Genomic DNA, 20,626 nt, shown 5'->3' on the forward strand with positions numbered 1-20,626 from the left:
GCGGACGCTCAGAGCCTGCCGTGCCGGCGCCTGCTTGCGGCCCCGGCGCCAAGCAGCCCCAGCGACAACAGGGCCAGCGAACCGGGCTCGGGCACCTCGGCTGCCAGCGTGAAGCCCTGGCGTACCTGGGTAATCGTGGCTGAACCGACTGCGGCCGAGACATTGATCGCCTTGGTCACGTAGAGCACGTCGTAGACGCCGTCCAGCGGGATGTCGAACCAGCCGTAAGCCGGATCCTGCTGATCGCAGACCAGCAGCGAGCAGCTGACCGTCAGGCGGCCGACGACCTTGCCCGTGGCATCGCGGATCGTTTCGGTCACGGAAGCCACGGAAACGCCGAAGAAGCTGCCGTCAAAATCGAGCTGGACCGCGCTGATGCCCTTGCCGCCGGCGCTCACGCGATAGTTCAGCAGGACATTGTCGAAGCTGAGGGACGTTGCCTTGAACTGGCTCGTGAAGTCGAGACTGCCGGCGCCGGCAGCGACGTCGATCTGGCCGCAATTGGCCGGCTTGGCCGAGAAGCCGCCCTTGCTGACCACGCAGCCGAAACTGTCGAAGGCCAAGCCGCCTGCCGACAGCGAGGACGTCGACGTAATCGGCGTCGCCAGAGCCTGGCTCATGCCGGCGAAACCAAGGCAGCCTGCGATCATGGCGCGAACGAGCGTGGTTTTCATGTTTGTCCTTGTCTGTCGGTTGGGTGGCGTAACAGACGAGGTCTTGCAAGTTCGGTGCCAAGGCCTGGCTTCGCTTTGTTTTCAAGCACTTGGCGCCAAGCTGATGCCAGACAGCTTAAGCAAATGTCAACTTTACCGACAATTCCCGGCCAGTCGGGGACGGGCCGGGAATCGCGGACTTACTTCATCGTGTAGCTCTGCTGGGCGGTATCGACGGCAAAGTTGCGCGCCGTGTCCCAGTAGGTGAAGCTGTAGTTCACCACGTCGCCGATCTTCAGGCCGCCCGCGGTGTAGCTATTGGTGGTGCCGTCCAGCCGCATGCGCACGTTCTGCTGCGTGCCGTTGTTGACGGTGTAGTGGACGTCGGCCCAGCTGCCGGTAGTGGTGTTGAACTGCAGCGTGGTGCTTGAGGTTTGCGTCACGGAGGTCGGGCCGGACGGCGGCGGGGTCGTCGTGCCGCCCGTGCCGGAGTCGTAGACGATGTCGTCGATCGCGAACTGGAACGTCGAGGCCGGCAGGTTATTGGCATCGCTCGAGATCATGAAGACGTCCAGCAGCGACTGCAGCGCCACCTTGGGCCCGATCAGGGTCGAGACCGGAATCGTGCCTTGCGCCCAGTCGCCATTGCGCACCAGTCCGTAGGCCGTGGTATTGGCCGGGAAGTTGACCCAGTTCTGGTTCGTGTAGGTATCGCCGACGCCGATGTTGAAGGACACGTTGGCCGGAATCTTGATGCGGAATTTCAGTGACCCGTTACGGAAATTGGTCAGGTCACGGGCCTGGCGCGACTGCACGCCGCCGCCCCACCACTGACCCGGCGCCGTATAGGCCCAGGCGATCACATTGCCGCCTTCGTACGGGGGCGTATTGCCGGCTCCACTGGACGCGCCATTCCACAGGAAGATGTCGGAACTGGTGCCGGCCACCAGCTTGTTGTTGGTCACGGTGTTATCGGTGAAGACGCCGAACTTGCCGGCGACCTCGGGCACCGTCTGGTTGCCCAGCTTCACCGAGCCTTTGCCGTCGAGCTGGTAGACGCGCACATAGTCGACGTACATGGTTCCCGGCAACGGCGCCGTCACTTGCGCGGAGGTGGCTGCGTCGGTGAAATTGCCGCCGACGGCCAGGTTCAGCAGCAGGTAGAACGGCGATTGCAGGGCCGTCGAATTGACCGGCAGCGGCGCGTTGTACATGTCGCGCTCGACGCCATTGTCGATGATGGTGAAGCGCATCTCGCTTTCCGTCCAGTACAGGCGGTATTTCACGAAACGGTTGGCCAGCGAGGTCGGCGTCACCACGTAGCTCTTGGTCTGCCAGGCGGTCGAGGCGGCGCAGCTCTCGTTGCCCGGGACGCATGCGGCCTGCTGCCAGGTGATGACGTTCGAGCCGACGAAGTTATTCGGCGACGACGCGCCGGCCGGCTGCCACGAGCTCGACTTGTGGCCCTGCTCCATGATGTCGATCTCGCCGTTGCGCGGCCAGGTCTGCGGACTCGTGCCCAGCATCCATGCGGCCGGCCACAAGCCGGTAGCGACATTGGGCGTGGACATGCGGACTTCGATCATCCCGTACTGCACCTGCACCTTGTTCTTGGTGTCGATTTTGCCGGACGTAAAAACATTGCTGCCGATGGTCTGGCGCTGGGCCTTGATCGCCAGCGCGCGCGTGCCCGGCTCGAAGGGCACGTCGGCGATGGAGAGATTGTTGGGGCTGTAGTACTCGAGCTCGGCGTTGCCGTAGCCGCACAGGTTGATCTGGCAGCCGTTGCCGTCGGTGGCGGTCCAGGTTGCCGTGTTCAGGGTGGCGCCGTTGAATTCTTCCGACCAGATCAGCTGGCCGATGGCGGGACTGGTGACGCTGGCCGTGGCCTGGGCGCCGCAAGCGAACAGCAGCCCTGCCGCAAATGCGTGGAAAGGTTTCCAATTTCCGTGATGATTTTGCTTATCGTTCTTCACTTCGACTCCTCGTTTTTCTCTGCTAAGAAAATGCGGACTGGCCGTGATGGCTGCCCGCGCCCTGCCAGCTTCTGTGCTGGTCTCGAATGATTCGTGCGGAAGATGAGTATGGAAACGTTTCCAGAGCGATTCGGAAAAATATATACCTGAGCTTGGTCGACGTCAAATCGAATCGTGCGCGTGGGATTGAGCCAGATCAAACTGCTGATGGCGGTGGTTCGACTAGATTGTCAGGCGGCCTCGACAAGGAGCAAACATGAACGATCGCCACGCGCCTGGCTCAGACAAACCGTCCTTCGCCCCCAACGACTACCACGGCATTCGGCTTGGCGGCGTGACGCCCGAGGGCGAGACCCTGAGCGCGGAACGCCTGTGGGCCAGCTTCCAGGTCGAAGCCGAAGAGCTGCTGAAATTCGACGGCCGCTGGATCGCCGACGACCGCGAACGCAACCGCCGCATCAACGCCGCCTACGCCCGCCTGTGGCTGGCCGACCGCCGCTTCCAGTGGGCCGGACTGGCGGCCTTCGCGTCGAAACAGGTCGGCTGCGGCCTGCTCCACACCGCCGACATCGTCGACGCCCAACGCCAGGAACGCGAGCACATCGAGCGCACGCTGGGCCAGGGCTCGGCGCCGGGCGTGCAGTACGGCGCCACCTTCAAGCAGCTGGCCACCGAGATGGGCAGCGCCAGCCTGGCCCGCCGCCTCGGCCACGGCAACGCCCACGTCTTCCTCGACATCTATCCGCTGCACCGCTTCTACATGGAGCGCGGCTTCGACGAGTTCATGGCCTGCCTGCCCGAGCGCCAGAAGGCGCGCTACGCGGTGCGCTGGGAAGTCGACCGCAGCACCCTCGCCTTCGCCGCGCCATTCCCCGAGGTGCCGCTGGCCTTTACGCAGATCGAACGCGGGCAGATTGCGGAGAGCGTACGGACCCTGGCCCAGCATGAGCAGGTGAATGTGCTGCAGAGGATCATGTATGACTCGCAGGTAATGCAGCTGCTGCTGGACTGGAACCAGCTGGCTTGGGCAATCGATTTTCCTTCGGGGGATTATGAGGAGATCAGGCTGAATCTGTCGGCGAAGTGTCCGGCGCGGGCTGGTACCACGACCGTGTTTTCGAAGGACCGGTATGCGAGGCTTTGGGATCCGGCGGAGCGCATGCCTTTTGTGTTCGAGGCGGCCGACAGGCTCGATGCCTTGGTCAAGGGTCCGGGGGGTGCGCAGGTCGAGGAATCGATGCGTGCGATTTCCACCGGCGCGGTCATCGCCTGAGAAAAAAAAGCGCCCGGAAAACCGAGCGCTTTTTCGTGACGCATCACGTAAGCATCAAATCAACCCACCCACTTCCGCGCATTCTGGAACATGCGCGCCCAAGGCGAATTCTCGCCCCAGCCATCCGGATGCCAGGACATGGTCACGGTACGTGCCACGCGCTCGGCGTGCGGCATCATGACCGTGAATCGGCCGTCCGGCGTCGTCACCGCGGTCAGGCCACCCGGCGAACCGTTCGGGTTGAACGGGTACTGCTCGGTCGCGGCGCCGCGGTTGTCGATGTAACGCAGCGCGCCGATCGCTTTCGACAGGTCGCCGGTCTGCGAGAAGTCCGCAAAGCCTTCGCCGTGCGCGATCGCCAGCGGCGCGTGGGTGCCCGCCAGATCCGCGAAGAAGATCGACGGCGAATCCAGCACCTCGACCATGCCGAAGCGGGCTTCGAACTGTTCCGACTTGTTGCGGGTGAACTTCGGCCAGGCCTCGGCGCCCGGGATGATGGACTTCAGGTTGCTCATCATCTGGCAGCCGTTGCAGACGCCCATGCCGAAGGTGTCAGCGCGGCCGAAGAAGGCGGCGAACTGCTCCTTCAAAGCTGCGTTGAACAGGATGGTCTTGGCCCAGCCCTCGCCCGCGCCCAGCACGTCGCCGTACGAGAAGCCGCCCACTGCGATCAGGCCTTTGAACTCCTGCAGTGATGCACGGCCGGCGATCAGGTCGCTCATGTGCACGTCGACGGCCTGGAAGCCTGCCTGGTCCATCGCCCAGGCGGTCTCGATGTGCGAGTTGACGCCCTGCTCGCGCAGGATCGCCACGCGTGGACGCGCGCCGGTTGCGATGAATGGCGCCGCGATGTTCACGCTGGTGTCGTGGACGAGCTTGGGCGCGAAGCCCGGGTCCTGCTCGTCCAGCAGGCGCTCGTATTCTTGGTCGACGCATTCCGGGTTGTCGCGCAGGCGCGCGATGCGCCAGCTGGTCTCGCTCCACAGGCGGTGCAGTTCGCTGCGGCGCTTGCTGTAGATGACCTTCGTGTCGCGCGTGAATTCGATCACGCCGCGGTCATTCACCTTGCCGATGATGTGGCTGCAGGCGCCCAGGTCGAAGGAGCGCAGCACGTTCATCACTTCGCTGCGCTGGTCGTGGCGCACCTGAATCACGGCGCCCAGCTCTTCGTTGAACAGCGCGCGCAGGGTCATCTCGTTGCGGCGTTCGCCCACTTGCGCGGTCCAGTTCTTGGCGTCGCCATGGTCGGAGGCGTGCTCGCCTTCCATCGTCAGGATGTCGAGATTCACCGACACGCCGGCGCGGCCCGCAAAGGCCATTTCGCACAGCGCCGCGTACAGGCCGCCGTCGGAACGGTCGTGGTAGGCCAGCAGTTTGCCGTCCGCATTCAGCTGCTGGATGGCAGCGAAGAAGGCTTTCAGGTCCTGCGGGTTGTCGAGGTCCGGGGTGTCGTTGCCGACCTGGTTCGTCACCTGCGCCAGCACCGATGCGCCGAGGCGGTTCTTGCCGCGGCCCAGGTCGATCAGGATCAGCGAGCTGTCGCCCAGATCCGTGCGCAGCTGCGGCGTGAGCGTCTTGCGCACGTCCGTCACCGGCGCGAACGAAGAGACGATCAGCGATACCGGCGAGATCACGGCTTTCGATTCGCCGCCATCGTTCCAGGTGGTGCGCATCGACAGCGAATCCTTACCGACCGGAATCGAGATGCCCAGCGCCGGGCACAGTTCCATGCCGACCGCCTTCACGGTGTCGAACAGCGCGGCGTCCTGGCCAGGCTGGCCGCAGGCCGCCATCCAGTTGGCCGACAGCTTGATGTCTTCGATGCTGGCGATCGGTGCGGCGGCGATGTTGGTGATCGCCTCGCCGACGGCCATGCGGCCCGAGGCGGCGGCGTCGATCACGGCCACCGGGGTGCGTTCGCCCATCGCCATCGCCTCGCCCTTGTAGCCTTCGAAGCTCAGGGTGGTGACGGCGCAGTCGGCCACCGGCACCTGCCACGGGCCGACCATCTGGTCGCGCACGCTCATGCCGCCCACGGTGCGGTCGCCGATGGTGATCAGGAAGGACTTGTCGGCCACGGTCGGCAGAAGCAGCACGCGGCGCGCCACTTCTTCCAGTTCCAGGCCGGTCACGTCGACCGGCTGGAAGCTGTTCTGCACGTGGGTCACGTCGCGCTGCATCTTCGGCGGTTTGCCGAGCAGGACGTCCATCGGCATGTCGACCGGGCTGGTGTTCGTCAGCGGGTCGATCAGGCGCAGCTGGCGCTCCTCAGTAGCGACGCCGACGGCGGCGAACAGGCAGCGCTCGCGCTCGCAGATGGCGGCGAAGCGCGGCAGGTCCTCGGGGGAGATCGCCAGCACGTAGCGCTCCTGCGATTCGTTACTCCAGATCTCGCGCGGAGACATGCCGCTTTCTTCCAGCGGCACCTTGCGCAGGTCGAAGGTCGCGCCGCGCTTGGCGTCGTTGGTGATTTCCGGGAACGCATTCGAGATGCCGCCGGCGCCGACGTCGTGGATCGAGATGATCGGATTGGCGTCGCCCAGCTGCCAGCAGGAGTTGATGACTTCCTGTGCGCGCCGTTCCATCTCCGGATTGCCGCGCTGGACCGAGTCGAAGTCCAGGTCGGCGGTGTTGGTGCCGGTCGCCATCGAGGATGCCGCCGCGCCGGCCATGCCGATGCGCATGCCGGGACCGCCCAGCTGGATCAGCAGGCTGCCGACCGGGATGTCGTTCTTGTGCGTGTGCGCGTCCGAGATGTTGCCGATGCCGCCCGCGATCATGATCGGCTTGTGGTAGCCGAACACGGTGTTCGCGCCCAGCGCCGTGTGGCCGACGTTCTGCTCGTAGGTGCGGAAGTAGCCGCCCAGGTTCGGACGGCCGAATTCGTTATTGAAGGCGGCGCCGCCCAGCGGGCCGTCGACCATGATCTGCAGCGGCGAGGCGATGCGTTCGGGCTTGCCGTAGGCCGGGCTTTCCCAAGGCTGTTCGAAGCCCGGGATCGACAGGTTCGAGACCGTGAAGCCGGTCAGGCCTGCCTTCGGCTTGGCGCCGCGGCCGGTCGCGCCCTCGTCGCGGATCTCGCCGCCGGCGCCGGTGGAGGCGCCCGGGAATGGAGATATCGCGGTCGGGTGGTTGTGCGTCTCGACCTTCATCAACGTGTGGGTCAGCTGCGTCGTGGGCTGGTATTCCTGTGCATCGCCCTGCGGGAAGAAGCGCATCGCTTCCGCACCGACCATGATGGCCGAGTTGTCGCTGTATGCCACCACGGTGCCTTTCGGCTGCAGCTGGTGGGTGTTCTTGATCATCTGGAACAGCGACTTGTCCTGCTTGACGCCGTCGATGGTCCACTCGGCGTTGAAGATCTTGTGGCGGCAGTGTTCGCTGTTGGCCTGGGCGAACATCATCAGTTCGACGTCGGTCGGGTTGCGCTGCACACGGGTGAAGGCGTCGAGCAGGTAGTCGATCTCGTCTTCCGCCAGCGCGAGGCCCATCTCGCGGTTGGCTTCTTCCAGCGCCACCCTGCCCTTGGCCAGCACGTCGACGGCTTCCAGCGGACGGCCTTCGAGTTCGGTGAACAGGGCCTGGGCTTCGTCGGCGCTGCGCAGCACGGTTTCCGTCATACGGTCGTGCAGCAGGCCAGCCACCAGCTGGGCTTCTTCCGCACCCAGCTTTTTCGGCGCGCCGAATCCGGTGCCGAGGATGCCGCTCTTCAGCACCACCGTGTAGGCCACGCCGCGCTCGATGCGGTGGACGTGGGCCATGCCGCAGTTGTGCGCGATGTCGGTTGCCTTCGAGGCCCAGGGCGAGATGGTGCCCAGGCGCGGGATCACGAAATACTCCTCGGTCACGCCCTCGTACTGCGTTTCCGGCACAGGCTCGCCGTAGGTGAGCATGGCACTCAGCCGCTCGGTGTCCTCAACGGACAGGGGCGCGCTGGTATCGATGAAATGGTAAAAACGGGCCTGCACGGCAGCGATCGTCGGCGCGACGGACTGCAGTTGGGTCAGGAGACGTTGGCTACGGAATGCAGAGAGGGCATTGGAACCCGGCAGAATCAACATGGCTTGAAAGTCGGTTGATGCAGCGTGGCTGCGGGTGGAAGATAGCCCGCTATTATACAGCCTCACCCATCCCCTCGCTTTACCGTTCTGGAATGGTTGCCGGAGCGGCAAGGAATAGGTATCTTAGCGTCATGCAAGAAAATAGCCAACTGAGCGTATTGGTGGTCGATCCGAACCCCGGTATCCGCGCCAACCTGCAAAACATGCTCAACCAGTCCGGCATCTCACGCGTCGAGTATGCCGTGAATGCCGGGACGGCCGTCAAGCAACTGGCCCGCAAGGGCTACGACGTGATCCTCTGCGAGTACGATCTCGGCGGCGGCTCCGGCAGCGGCAGCGAAGGCCAGGACGGCCAGCAGCTGCTGGAAGACCTGCGCCACCACAAGCTGATCCCGCCCTGGGCCATCTTCATCATGCTGACCTCGGAGGCCGCGCACGACAAGGTGATCAGCGCGGCAGAGCTACAGCCCACCGAATACATCCTCAAGCCCTTCACCGCCGACGCCCTGAACCAGCGCATCCAGCGCGCGTTGGCGCGCCGCACCGCGATGCTGCCGGCCTACCAGCAGGTCGCACAGGGCAACCCGCAAGCGGCGATCCGCACCTGCACCGACGCCACCACGGCCCAGCCGCGCTACGCCGTCGATTTCGCCCGCCTGCGCGCCGAGCTGCACGCCTCGCTGAAAGAGCATGAGCAGGCCGAAGCCGTGTACCGCCAGCTGATCGCCGCGCGCCCGCTGGGCTGGGCCAGACTGGGACTGGCGCGCAGCCTGTTCGCGCAGGGCCGTCTTGCCGAAGCGGTCGAGCTGCTGGAACAGCTGGTGCGCGACAACCCGCGCCTGATGGCCGCCTACGACCTGCTGGCGCGCTGCCATGAAGAGCGCGGCGAGCACGCGCAGGCCCAGAAGACGCTCGAGGAAGCGGTCGGCATCTCGCCGCATATGGTGCGGCGCCTGCGCAAGCTGGGCGAAGTCGCGCTCGAAACCGGCGACGTCGCCGCCGCCGAGAAATCCTTCAAGCAGGTGGTGACGCGCTCGCGTTATTCCGAATTCCGCAATCCCGAAGACCACGTCAACCTGGTCAAGGCGCTGGTGCGCAAGGGCGACCCGGTGTCCGCGGCCGGCGTCATGCGCGATCTGGAACGTTCTCTGCGCGGCACGCCAGAAGTCGATGCCTGCATGGCGATCTCGAACGCGCTGCTGCAGGAAGCCAACGGCAACCGGGCCGGCGCGGTGTCCGACCTGCGCAGCGCCGTGACGGCGGTGAGGGCGGGCAGCGCTTTATCGCCGGGGCTGAAAGTGGGCCTCACGCGCTCGCTGCTGGAACACCGCATGGACGAGGAAGCGTCGGAAGTCATGCTGACCGCCATGAACGGCCAGGACGGCGGCGTCACCGCCCAGCAGGCGATGAACGTGTTCGTGAAAGCCGGCCGCCCCGACCTCGCCGACGGCATGGGCAAGCAGTTGCGCGCTCAGGCCCACATCCTGCTCGGCGTGGCCGACGAGAAGCGCAACATGGGCGACGTCCGCGGCGCCGTGCAGACCCTGCTGGAGGCCCTGCACATGGCGCCGGGGAATCTGGCGGTGATGATTGCGGTGGTCGGCGGCATCCTCCGGCAGATCATGGAGATGGGCTGGGATCATCCGCTGGCGGGGCTGTGCGAGGAGCAGCTCGAGCATATCCGGGCGCTGGATCCGGGGCATCCGCGCTTGCAGGCGCTGGATGAGGAGTTTTTGGGGGCGAAACGGAAGTATGGTATTTCGACTTGATTGCTAGGAGAATTTACTGAAGACCCCGATGAGGGAGTACCACGTGACTGCAAAAAGGACCGGTAGGAAGCCGCCAGCGAGCTGACCTAAGATTGAAGGAAGCCAGTGAACGCCATATTCAAACGTGTTTCCGCGCTCTTTATTCGCATAATGATGAATAAAGCACATGGCAATAATCGCCCCTGCTATGCCGACGCCGATACTTACCGCTATTCCGAAACCGACCCATGGAAAAACGGATTGAACGATGAACAGCACAATCTCTCTGTTACATCCCTTGAGCTTCTTTTCGCTGTCAAAGAGGAGATCAAGAAGCGGCGCGCATCCGGCAAAAAGTATCGTTTGCGCAACCAACAGCCAAGTTAGCCGGTGATTTATCAAGTCATCCTCGTGTAGCCATCGCTCCCGCCAATAGGCGATGCCTTTGCCACTCGACACGTGCTCATTTCGGATAGCTCGGGGCATTTGTCGGCACCTCGCCAAACGACTATCAGCGACAAGAATTAAAACCCAGAATTTTTGACCTTCGGCCAATTTACAAGTTCAAACGATCAGCTTAATTCTCGTCGCCATACCCGCCCCCACCCGGCGTCTCTACCACGAACACATCGCCCGGCTGCATATCGACCTTACCGATATGCCCCAGCTCCTCAACGCTGCCATCCGCACGCACGACCAGGTTCCGCCCTTTTGCGGCAGGCTCCCCGCCGGCCATCCCGAAAGGCGCGAAAATCCGGTTGTTCGACAAGATCGCCGCTGTCATCGGTTCAAGGAAGCGCACTTTGCGCACCCCACCATTCCCACCATGCCAGCGCCCCGCCCCGCCCGAACCGGCGCGGATCTCGTAGCTCTCCAGCCGAACCGGGAAGCGGAATTCGAGAATCTCCGGATCGGTCAGCCGTGAATTGGTCATGTTCGTCTGCACCACGTCGGTCCCGTCGAAGCCCTCGCCCGCACCGGAGCCGCCGGAAATCGTCTCGTAGTACTGGTAACGCGCATTGCCGAAGGTGAAGTTGTTCATGGTCCCCTGCGCGGCCGCCATCACGCCCAGCGCGCCGTAGAGCGCGTTGGTGATGCAGGTCGAGGTCTCGACATTGCCCGACACGACCGAGGCCGGATAGTGCGGGTTCAGCATCGATCCCGGCGGGATGATGACCTTCAGCGGCTTGAGGCAACCGGCGTTCAGCGGGATCTCGTCGTCGACCAGGGTGCGGAACACGTACAGCACGGCCGCCATGCACACCGCCGAGGGCGCGTTGAAGTTGTTCGGCAGCTGATCAGAGGTGCCGCTGAAGTCGATCTCGGCGCTGCGGTTCGCAGCATCGACACGGATCGCCACTTCGATGCGCGCGCCGTTGTCGAGCTCATAGCTGTACGCACCATCCTTCAGCACCGCGATCACGCGCCGCACCGCTTCCTCGGCATTGTCCTGCACGTGGCCCATGTAGGCGCGCACCACATCCAAGCCGTAGTAGGCGACCATGCGGCGCAGCTCGTCGACGCCCTTCTGGTTGGCCGCCACCTGCGCGCGCAAATCGGCCAGGTTCTGGTCCGGATTGCGGGCCGGCCAGCGCGCGGCGGCCAGCATCGCCCGCGTTTCCTCTTCGCGCAGTACGCCATCGGCACCATCGACCAGTTTGAAATTGTCGATCAGGACGCCCTCTTCCTCGATGTGGCAGGAATCGGGCGGCATCGAACCCGGCGTGGTGCCGCCGATGTCGGCGTGGTGCCCGCGCGAGCCGACGTAGAAGAGGATCTCCTTGCCCGCTTCGTCGAACACCGGCGAGATGACCGTCACATCGGGCAAATGGGTGCCGCCATTGTAGGGGTCGTTCAGCACATACACGTCACCGGCTTTCATCTGACCGGCGTTCTTGCGCATCACGGCCTTGATGCTCTCGCCCATCGAGCCCAGGTGCACCGGCATGTGCGGCGCATTGGCGACCAGGTTGCCTTCATGGTCGAAAATGGCGCAGCTGAAGTCGAGGCGCTCCTTGATGTTGACCGAGTAGGCGGTGTTCTGCAGGCGCAGGCCCATCTGCTCGGCGATCGACATGAAGAGGTTGTTGAAGACCTCCAGCATCACCGGATCCGCGCTGGTGCCGATCGCATGCCGCTCCGGCAGGGCTTCCACACGGCGCAGCACCAGGTGATCGTAAGCCGTGACCTCGGCCTGCCAGCCCGCTTCGACCACGGTGGTCGCATTCGCTTCGGCGATGATGGCCGGGCCCTTCACGAGATCACCCGGCCTCAGGCCAGCGCGCAGGTAGACCGCCGTGTCGCGCCACTCTCCGCCGGCGAACATCCGCACCGTCTCGTGCGCGGTTGGAACAGCGCCGCCAGCCGCCACCGGACGCGCCGTCTCGGGCGGCGCATCGGAACGGCCCAGTGCCTCGACCGACAAGGCTTCGACCACCAGTGCCTTACCCGGCATGAGGAAGGAAAAGCGCCGACGGTAGGCATCCTCGAAGGCTTGCTGCATGGCCGCGTGCGTGCCGAGGCCGACAACGATCGCGGAATCGGTGCCTTCATAGCGCAGGTGCACGCGGCGCAGCAGCTCGATACGCTCGCTCGCCACGCCCTGCGCCAGCAGCTCTTCACGCGCCGTCGCGCCCAGTTCGTCCAGCTCGGCCGCCAGCTGGTCTTCGCCGATCTCCGCCAGCCGCTTCTCCACCGCGCGTTCGCGCATCGCGCTCTGGTCCGCCAAGCCCATGCCGTAGGCCGACAGCACGCCGGCCAGCGAGTGGATGAACACCGTCTTCATGCCCAGCGCGTCCGCCACCAGGCAGGCGTGCTGGCCGCCGGCGCCGCCGAAACTGGTAAGTGTGTAGCCGGTTACATCATGGCCGCGCTGCACCGAGATCTGCTTGATCGCATTCGCCATGTTCCCGACCGCGATCTGAATGAAGCCTTCGGCCACGGCTTCCGGCGCCGGCATGGAACCAGTGGCGGCGCCGATCTCGGTCGCCAGCGCACCGAAGCCTGCGCGCACCACATCGAGGTCGAGCGGCTGATCGGCACCGGGGCCGAACAGGCGCGGAAAATGCGCAGGCTGGATCTTCCCCAGCATGAGGTTACAGTCGGTGACCGTCAGCGGCCCGCCGCGGCGGTAGCTGGCCGGGCCGGGGTTGGCGCCGGCGCTGTCCGGGCCGACGCGGTAGCGGCTGCCGTCGAAGTGCAGGATGGAGCCGCCGCCGGCCGCCACCGTGTGGATGCTCATCATGGGCGCGCGCATGCGCACGCCAGCGACCTGGGTTTCGAAGACTCGCTCGAATTCGCCGGCATAGTGCGAGACATCGGTCGAGGTGCCGCCCATGTCGAAGCCGATCACGCGCTCGAAGCCGGCCAGGAGGCTGGAGCGCACCATGCCGACGATGCCGCCGGCGGGGCCGGACAGGATGCTGTCCTTGCCCTGGAAGGTGCGCGCGTCGGTCAGGCCGCCGCTGGATTGCATGAACTGCAGATTCACGCCCGGCAGCTCGCCCGCCACCTGGTCGACGTAGCGGCGCAGGATGGGCGACAAATAGGCGTCGACCACGGTGGTGTCGCCGCGCGCCACCAGTTTCATGAGCGGGCTGACCTTGTGCGATACCGAGATTTGCGTGAAGCCGATCTCGCCCGCGATGCGCGCCACCGCCGCCTCGTGCCGCGTGTGGCGGTAGCCATGCATGAAGACGATGGCCAGGCTGCGCAGGCCCGCATCGTAGGCCTCCTGCAGGCTGCGGCGCGCGCCCTCCTCGTCCAGCGCCTGCGCCACCTCGCCGTGGGCGCCGATGCGCTCGTCGATCTCGATCACGCGGCGGTACAGCAGCTCGGGCAGCACGATGTGACGGTCGAACAGGCGCGGCCGGTTCTGGTAAGCGATGCGCAGGGCATCGCGAAAGCCGCGGGTGATGGCGAGCACCGTCGGCTCGCCCTTGCGCTCCAGCAGCGCATTGGTGGCGACCGTCGTGCCCATCTTGACGGCCTCGATCGCGCCTTGCGGCACCGGCTCGCCGGCAGCGAGGCCCAGCAGGTGGCGGATGCCGGCCACGGCGGCGTCGCGGTACTGCTCGGGATTTTCGGACAGCAGCTTGTGGGTGACGAGGGCGCCATCGGGGCGGCGCGCCACGATGTCGGTGAAGGTGCCGCCACGGTCGATCCAGAACTGCCAATCCATGTACTCTCCATCCATTTGCCAATCGGGAAACGAGGCTTATTGTAGTCGGGTCTCGCCTGGCGCAGCGATTTTGGCGACAATGCAGGTCATCGTCTTCTTCCGGAGCCACCATGGACACCCTGCTCTACAGCTGCGACCAGATCCGCGCCATCGAAGGAGCGGCCCAGGCCAGGCTCGCGCCGGGCACCTTGATGGAGCGCGCCGGCCAGGCGGCCTTCGACTATGCCCTCGAGCTGCTCGGCGGCGAAGCGGCCGGCGCCGTGCTGGTGCTGGCCGGCCCCGGCAACAACGGCGGCGACGGCCTCGAGCTCGCGGCCCACCTGGCGCGTGCAGGCGCCGACGTCGAGGTGCTGCACCTTGCAAGCCAGGCCGCGCCCAGCTTCGAGGCCGCACGCGCGCTGCAGCGGGCCGTCGATGCTGGAGCGCGCTTCGTCGACGAGATTCCCGCCGGCCGGCCCTGGCGCCTGGTGGTCGACGCCCTGTTCGGCATAGGCCTCGCGCGCCCGCTGGCGGGACGCGCACGCGAGCTGGCGGCGTGGACGGCGGGCGTGGATTGCCCGTTGCTGGCGCTCGACGTGCCGAGCGGGCTGGATGCGGATACCGGCGCCATCCTCGGCCCGGACGGCGCGGCGGTGACGGCCACGCACACGATCACCTTCCTCGGCAACAAACCGGGCCTGCATACCGGCGACGGCTGCGACCATGCCGGCGAGGTCCACGTGGCCATGCTGGGCGCCGACGGCCTGCACCAGGAAAGCGCCCAGGCCGTGCTCAACGGCCCGGCGCTGTTCGCGGAGCGCCTGGCGCCGCGCCGGCGCAATTCGCACAAGGGCAGCTTCGGCGATCTCGTGGTGCTGGGCGGCGCCCGCGGCATGGCCGGGGCCGCGGTACTGGCCGCGCGCGCATCCCTGCACGGCGGCGCGGGCCGGGTGTTCGCCGCCATGCTGGACCCGGGCATGACGCTCGATCCGCTGCAGCCGGAGATCATGTTCCGCGAGGCCGCCGGCATGGACCACGCGGGCCGCAGCGTGGTGGCCGGTCCGGGCATGGGCAATGCGGATGCCGCCATCCACCTGTTCGGCAAGGTGCTGGAGGCGCGCGGTCCGCTGGTGGCCGATGCCGATGCGCTGAACCTGACTGCCGTGCGCGCGGAACTGCACGAGCGCCTGGCTGCGCATGGGGGCGAGGTCGTGCTGACGCCGCATCCGCTGGAAGCGGCGCGCCTGCTTGGCGTTACCGCGCCCATCGTGCAGGCCGACCGGCTCGAAAACGCCCGCGAGCTGGCGATGCGTTTCAACAGCGTGGTGGTGCTGAAGGGCGCCGGCAGCGTGATCGCGCGCCCGGATGGCTTCGTGGCGGTGAACACCAGCGGCAATCCGGGATTGGCGACCGGCGGCAGCGGCGACGTGCTGGCGGGTTTTTGCGGGGCACTGCTGGCTCAGGGCTGGCCGGCATGGGAGGCGGCCCTGGGGGCCGTGTGGATGCACGGCGCGGCGGCTGACTGGCTTGTCGAGGATGGGAGCGGGCCGATCGGATTGACGGCCGGCGAGCTGCCCAAAGCGATGCGGGCCGTGTTCAATGCGCTTGTTGCGGAGGCCGCTTCAAACGGTGTTTGAACGAAGGCGGTACGAATGTCGCGCGTGGGCACGGGGTGCCCACCCTACCGGCTCACGTAGGGTGGGCACCCCGTGCCCACGCACTTGCTATCGCTAATTAACCAAACGCCCAGCCGCAATGGTGAGCGTCCGCCCGCAACGCGCCGCCATCGCCGGATCATGCGTCACCAGCACCAGGGTCGATCCGCGCTCCCGGTTCAGCTCGAACATCAGCTGGATCACGGCCTCGCCGGTGGCGGCGTCCAGGCTGCCCGTCGGTTCGTCCGCGAACAGCAGCGGCGGCTCGGTGACGAAAGCCCGCGCCAGCGCCACGCGCTGCTGCTCGCCGCCGGACAGGTATTTCGGGTAGTGGCGCAGGCGGCTCTCCAGCCCAACCCGGCCCAGCATCGCCGCAGCCTTGTCGCGGGCGTCGGCATCGCCGCGCAGTTCCAGCGGCAGCATCACGTTTTCCAGCGCGCTCAAATGCGGGAGCAGCTGGAAAGACTGGAACACGAAGCCCAGTTTGGCCTTGCGGAAGGCGGCGCGGCCGTCCTCGTCCAATGCGAAGATGTCGGTGCCGTCGAGCTTGACGGTGCCGCTCGAAGGCGTGTCGAGGCCGGCGAGCAGACCCAGCAAGGTCGACTTGCCGGAGCCGGAGGCGCCGACGAGGGCAAGCGTCTCGGCCGGTTGCACGGTAAAATCGACGCTGTGCAGGATGGTGAGTTCGCCGCTGGCGTCCGCCACCCGCTTCGACAGGCCGGTAACTTCGATTGCCGGGTGCCGGTCTTTTGCATCAGCTAATGAAGCATCACGTTTGGAAGCCTCGGGAATATCACGCATGCTTGCTCATCTCAATATCAGAAAGTGGACTGTCGTCTTCCTCGCGGCCTTCGCGCTGGCCGCCTCGGGGAGCGCCTATTCTGCACCAAAAACCGTGCTGGTGGTGGGCGACAGCCTGTCCGCCGAATACGGCCTGGCGCGCGGCAGCGGCTGGGTGGCCCTGCTCGAACAGAAACTGAAGGCGGAAAAAGTGGACGCCCGCATCGTCAACGCCAGCATCAGCGGCGACACCACCAGCGGCGGCCGCTCGCGCCTGCCGGCCTTGCTGGCCCAGCACAAGCCGAGCGTGGTGGTGCTGGAACTGGGCGCCAACGACGGCCTGCGCGGCTTGCCGATCCCGTCCGCGGAAGACAACCTGCGCGCCATGATAGCTCTGGCGCAGAAGAGCAAGGCCAAGGTCCTGCTGGTCGGCATCCACATGCCGCCGAACTACGGCCGCGCCTACACCGAACGCTTCACCGGCATGTACAAGGAAGTCTCGAGCGAGCTGAAAGTGCCGCTGGTGCCCTACATGCTGCAGGGCGTGGAGCTGGTGCCGACCAACTTCCAGGCCGACCGCATGCATCCGCTGGCGACCGCCCACCCCGTCATCCTCAATAACATCTGGCCGCAACTGGCGCCGCTCATCAAAAACTAAAGAATGAAATACCCTGCTGTCCTCAGCTTCAACGACGTCCTGCCCCAACTCGACGCATTTGACACCATCATCGACGCGCGCAGCGAGTCGGAGTTCGCGCTCGACCACATCCCCGGCGCCATCAATTGCCCGGTGTTGAACGACGAGGAGCGCATCCTGGTCGGCACCACCTACAAGCAGGTGGGCTCCTTCGAAGCGAAGCGGATCGGCGCGCCGCTGGTCTCGCGCAATATCGCGCGCCATATCGAGACCCTGTTCGCCGACAAGCCGCGTGACTGGAAGCCGCTGGTCTACTGCTGGCGCGGCGGCAACCGCAGCGGCTCGATGGCCCACATCCTGGCCAAGATCGGCTGGCCGGTGGTGCAGCTGGACGGCGGCTACAAGGCCTTCCGCGGCTACGTCAACACGGCGCTGGAAAATCCGCCGGAGATGCAGTTCCGCGTGATCTGCGGCACCACCGGCAGCGGCAAGAGCCGGCTGCTGGAGACGCTGGACGCGAACGGCGCCCAGGTGCTGGATCTCGAGCGCCTGGCGGCCCACCGCGGCTCCGTGCTGGGCCATCTGCCCGGCGAGCCGCAGCCGAGCCAGAAGATGTTCGAGACCCGCATCTGGGACAAGCTGCGCCGCTTCGATCCCGCCAAGCCGGTGTTCGTGGAATCGGAGAGCAAGAAGGTCGGCAACCTGCGCGTGCCGGAGGTGGTCATGGAGCGCATGCGCGCCTCGCCCTGCATCGCCCTGACCCTGTCGCGCCCGAACCGGGTGCGCCTGCTGATGGAGGATTACCAGCACTTCTGCGCCGATCCGTCCGCGCTGAACACCCAGCTGGACCACCTGGTGCAGCTGCACGGCCGCGCCAGGATCGACGCCTGGCACGAGATGGCCAACAGCGGCCGCATGCCAGAGCTGGTCGACCAGCTGCTGGTCGAGCATTACGACCCGGCCTACCTGCGCTCGATCGACCGCAATTTCGTGCAATATCCGCAGGCCCGGACGGTCGAACTGGCGGACATCGGCAAGGACGATTTCCTCGCCGCCGCGCGCGCCCTTCAGTCGGCCACGATGTAACCCCGCGCGCTCGCCGCTTCCGGATCGTCGAAGATGGCCATGGCCGTCGTCATGCGCCGGAAGCCGAAGCGCGCATAGAAGTCTTCCTTGCCGGGCACCGCGTACAGGATGATCTTCCTGTGCCCGCGCGCCAGCTCCACCAGCCGCCCGACGATCGCCTTGCCGAGGCCGCAGCCCTGGTGGCTGGGCAGGATGGCGACGTCGCACAGATAGGCGGCGTCGACGCCGTCGCCCAGCACGCGGCCGCAGCCGACCAGTTTCCCCTCATGGTAGACGAAGCAGCGATACAGGCTGTTGCTGAAGGCCGTACGCAGCAGGTCCGGCTGCTTGTGGCCGAGCGGCGCCGCGCGGATCATCTCTGACAGTTCCTGCCAATCGATGTCGTCCAGTGACTCGGTCCAGGCAAATTCCATATTGTGCTCCCCGATCGGAAATGAAAAAAGCCCGGCTGCGTAAAGCATACCGGGCTTCCTGTTCATCGTTACTGGCTTACTCGGACTTGGCGCCCAGGTCGGCCGGCTTGACGTTCAGCTTGGCCTTGGCCTTCTTCTTGAGGGCCTCGACGTAGCCATACAGCTCGGCGTTGCCCATGGCGCGGGCGATGGCCTCGGCTTCCTGCTTGCGGCGCGCCTGGTCGGCCTGGGCCGGCTGGGTCACCTTGCCGATGCGGTACACGCCATAACCCTGGCCCGGCAGCTCGACGCCGACATAGGCCGGCAGCTTGCTGACGTCGGCCTTCAGGACCGCGATGGCGGCTGGCTGGGCGATGGTCGGCTGCTGCATGGTGCGCGACACGGCCTTCACTTCGCCGAAGCCGGTGGCGTCGCCGGAAGCCTTGGCGGCGGCCAGCTTGGCCTCGCCTGCCTGGCGCGCCAGGCGCAGCTCTTCTTCCTGGGTCACGCGCTGGCGGATCACCGCTTCGACTTCCGCCAGCGGACGCTTGGTGGCCGGCTTGAACTCGACCACGCGGCCCGACACCAGGGTGCTCGGCGCGACTTCCACCGCCTCGGTGTTGCGCTTGTTGGCGATGGCGTCCTGCGAGAAGATCGCTTTCAGGAACTTGTCGTTGTTGAGCAGCTGCTTGCCCAGCGCCGGGTTCGGCGTGCGGGTCAGGCCGTCGACGGTCTCGATGCTCAAGCCCAGCTTGTCGGCCACCGGCTTCAGGCTGTCCGACTGCTCGTACACGGTGTTGGTGAAGGTGTCTGCCAGTTCCGAGTACTTGCTCGACATCTTGGTCTTCTTCAGTTCCGCGGCGATTTCCGGTTTCGCTTCTTCCAGCGGCTTCTGGGTGGCCGGCACGACCTTGGTCACCTTGACGATGTGGTAGCCGAAGCTCGAACGCACCAGGCCGCTGGTCTCGCCTTCCTTGAGCGCGAAGATCGCGTCCTCGACCGGCTTGTCGAACAGGCCCTTCTCGACCACACCCAGGTCGCCGCCCAGCTCGGCCGAGCCCGGATCCTGCGACTGCGCCTTGGCGATCTTGGCGAAGTCGTTCGGCGACTTCTGCACCTCGGCCAGGATGGCTTGCGCCTTGGCCTTGGCGGCGGCGTCGTCGGCCGGCTTGGCGTCCTTGGCGGCCGTGATCAGGATGTGGCTGGCGCTACGCTTTTCCGGGGTGGAGAAGCGGGCCTTGTTCTTGTTGTAGGCGTCGACGATTTCGGCGTCGCTCACCGTCACCAGCTTCTCGACGGCTTCCGGGTTCAGGACCACGTACTCGGCCTTGATCGTTTCCGGCACCTTGAACAGGGCTGCGTTCTTCTCGTAGAAGGCCTTTACCATCTCGTCGGTGACCTTGACCTGCGAAGCGTAGTTCGCGGCCGGGAACAGCAGTTCCTGCACTTCGCGCTGCTGGTCGTTCAGGTCTGACAGGCGGCCCGCCACCGAGCGCGGCGCGAAGGCGGTGGCCTGCACCGATGCGGCCAGCTGCTGCACCGCCATCTGGTAACGGATGCGCTGCTCGAAGCCTTCGGCGGTCATGCCTTGCGACTTGAGGAAGCCCTTGTAGGCGTCGAGGTCGAAGCTGCCGTCCGGCTTGCGCATGCCGGTCTGTTCCTGGATCGCCTTGTACAGGCCTTCGTTACCGACGGTCAGGTGGTTACGGGCGACTTCGGCGCTGATGGCGCGCTCGGCAACCAGGCCGTCCAGGACTTCCTGCTTCGCTTCCGGGGTGTCGAACAGCTTCTGGTCGAACTGCGGGCCCATCATGGCGCGCGCCTGCTCGATCTGGCGGCGTTGCGCCGATTCCCATTCCTGCTGCGTGATCGTGCGGCCGTCGACGCTGGCGACGCCATCGTTGCTGCCGCGGCTTTCATACTGGCTGACGCCGACGAGCACGAACGAAGGAAGAATCAGCAGGAGCAGCAGGAACTGCATCAGCCGCTGGTGGGTACGGATAAATTCAAACATGGTCAGCCAATCAAGGTTGAAAATGCGATTACAAAAAGCCGAAAAAAAAGGCGAACCTCGTTCGCCTTTTTTTCGAGCCGTGTCGCCCGAAGGGTGACGGTTTCAACTGCTGCATTCTGGCGGAGCGGACGGGGCTCGAACCCGCGACCCCCGGCGTGACAGGCCGGTATTCTAACCAACTGAACTACCGCT

Annotated in this window: 13 protein-coding genes; 6 read left to right on the forward strand and 7 right to left on the reverse strand. The window is 65.6% G+C overall.

Annotation, left to right across the window (positions count from 1 at the left end):
• Positions 1-8 precede the first annotated feature (8 nt).
• Positions 9-674, reverse strand: coding sequence for a PEP-CTERM sorting domain-containing protein (locus tag AC07PE_RS12430; RefSeq protein ID WP_498764710.1), 666 nt, complete (start codon positions 672-674; stop codon positions 9-11).
• Positions 675-853: 179 nt separating this feature from the next.
• Positions 854-2,629: a glycoside hydrolase family 16 protein gene (locus AC07PE_RS12435; protein ID WP_498764713.1), complete on the reverse strand. Its 1,776-nt coding sequence runs from the start codon at positions 2,627-2,629 to the stop codon at positions 854-856.
• Positions 2,630-2,885: 256 nt separating this feature from the next.
• Between AC07PE_RS12435 and AC07PE_RS12440 the strand changes: the two genes are divergently transcribed.
• The gene (locus AC07PE_RS12440; RefSeq protein ID WP_498764715.1) at positions 2,886-3,902 is read left to right on the forward strand and encodes a DUF2515 family protein; all 1,017 of its coding nucleotides are present in this window, start codon (positions 2,886-2,888) and stop codon (positions 3,900-3,902) included.
• Positions 3,903-3,961: 59 nt separating this feature from the next.
• Here AC07PE_RS12440 and purL read toward each other — a convergent pair whose 3' ends face one another.
• On the reverse strand, positions 3,962-7,963 hold the full coding sequence (purL, locus tag AC07PE_RS12445; protein WP_498764717.1) for a phosphoribosylformylglycinamidine synthase: 4,002 nt from the start codon (positions 7,961-7,963) through the stop codon (positions 3,962-3,964).
• 131 nt (positions 7,964-8,094) lie between these two features.
• Between purL and AC07PE_RS12450 the strand changes: the two genes are divergently transcribed.
• Complete coding sequence (locus tag AC07PE_RS12450) at positions 8,095-9,732, forward strand: tetratricopeptide repeat protein (protein ID WP_498764719.1); 1,638 nt, start codon at positions 8,095-8,097, stop codon at positions 9,730-9,732.
• A 105-nt stretch (positions 9,733-9,837) separates the two neighbouring features.
• Positions 9,838-10,098 carry a hypothetical protein gene (locus AC07PE_RS12455; protein WP_498764721.1) on the forward strand — a complete coding sequence of 87 codons (261 nt, stop codon included), beginning with the start codon at positions 9,838-9,840 and terminating at the stop codon, positions 10,096-10,098.
• A gap of 190 nt (positions 10,099-10,288) precedes the next feature.
• Here AC07PE_RS12455 and AC07PE_RS12460 read toward each other — a convergent pair whose 3' ends face one another.
• Positions 10,289-13,891 carry a hydantoinase B/oxoprolinase family protein gene (locus tag AC07PE_RS12460; RefSeq protein WP_498764723.1) on the reverse strand — a complete coding sequence of 1,201 codons (3,603 nt, stop codon included), beginning with the start codon at positions 13,889-13,891 and terminating at the stop codon, positions 10,289-10,291.
• Between the two features lie 110 nt (positions 13,892-14,001).
• Here AC07PE_RS12460 and AC07PE_RS12465 point away from each other — a divergent pair, with 110 nt between their 5' ends.
• Positions 14,002-15,507: an NAD(P)H-hydrate dehydratase gene (locus AC07PE_RS12465; protein WP_498764725.1), complete on the forward strand. Its 1,506-nt coding sequence runs from the start codon at positions 14,002-14,004 to the stop codon at positions 15,505-15,507.
• A 93-nt stretch (positions 15,508-15,600) separates the two neighbouring features.
• On the opposite strand, the gene AC07PE_RS12470 is transcribed toward AC07PE_RS12465, so the two are convergent.
• Positions 15,601-16,326 carry an ABC transporter ATP-binding protein gene (locus AC07PE_RS12470; protein ID WP_498764727.1) on the reverse strand — a complete coding sequence of 242 codons (726 nt, stop codon included), beginning with the start codon at positions 16,324-16,326 and terminating at the stop codon, positions 15,601-15,603.
• Here AC07PE_RS12470 and AC07PE_RS12475 point away from each other — a divergent pair.
• Positions 16,325-16,963, forward strand: coding sequence for an arylesterase (locus AC07PE_RS12475; protein WP_498764729.1), 639 nt, complete (start codon positions 16,325-16,327; stop codon positions 16,961-16,963). The genes AC07PE_RS12470 and AC07PE_RS12475 overlap by 2 nt on opposite strands.
• Positions 16,964-16,966: 3 nt before the next feature.
• Complete coding sequence (gene mnmH, locus AC07PE_RS12480) at positions 16,967-18,028, forward strand: tRNA 2-selenouridine(34) synthase MnmH (protein ID WP_498764731.1); 1,062 nt, start codon at positions 16,967-16,969, stop codon at positions 18,026-18,028.
• Here the strand turns inward: mnmH and AC07PE_RS12485 are convergent.
• Both AC07PE_RS12485 and AC07PE_RS12490 read right to left on the reverse strand, forming a co-directional pair.
• Positions 18,010-18,441: a GNAT family N-acetyltransferase gene (locus AC07PE_RS12485; protein ID WP_498764733.1), complete on the reverse strand. Its 432-nt coding sequence runs from the start codon at positions 18,439-18,441 to the stop codon at positions 18,010-18,012. The genes mnmH and AC07PE_RS12485 overlap by 19 nt on opposite strands.
• Before the next feature lie 76 nt (positions 18,442-18,517).
• Positions 18,518-20,434 carry a SurA N-terminal domain-containing protein gene (locus AC07PE_RS12490; RefSeq protein ID WP_498764736.1) on the reverse strand — a complete coding sequence of 639 codons (1,917 nt, stop codon included), beginning with the start codon at positions 20,432-20,434 and terminating at the stop codon, positions 18,518-18,520.
• Between the last annotated feature and the right edge of the window lie 192 nt (positions 20,435-20,626).

The sequence above is a fragment of the Telluria sp. GW821-FHT07G12 genome (genome assembly GCF_059418525.1).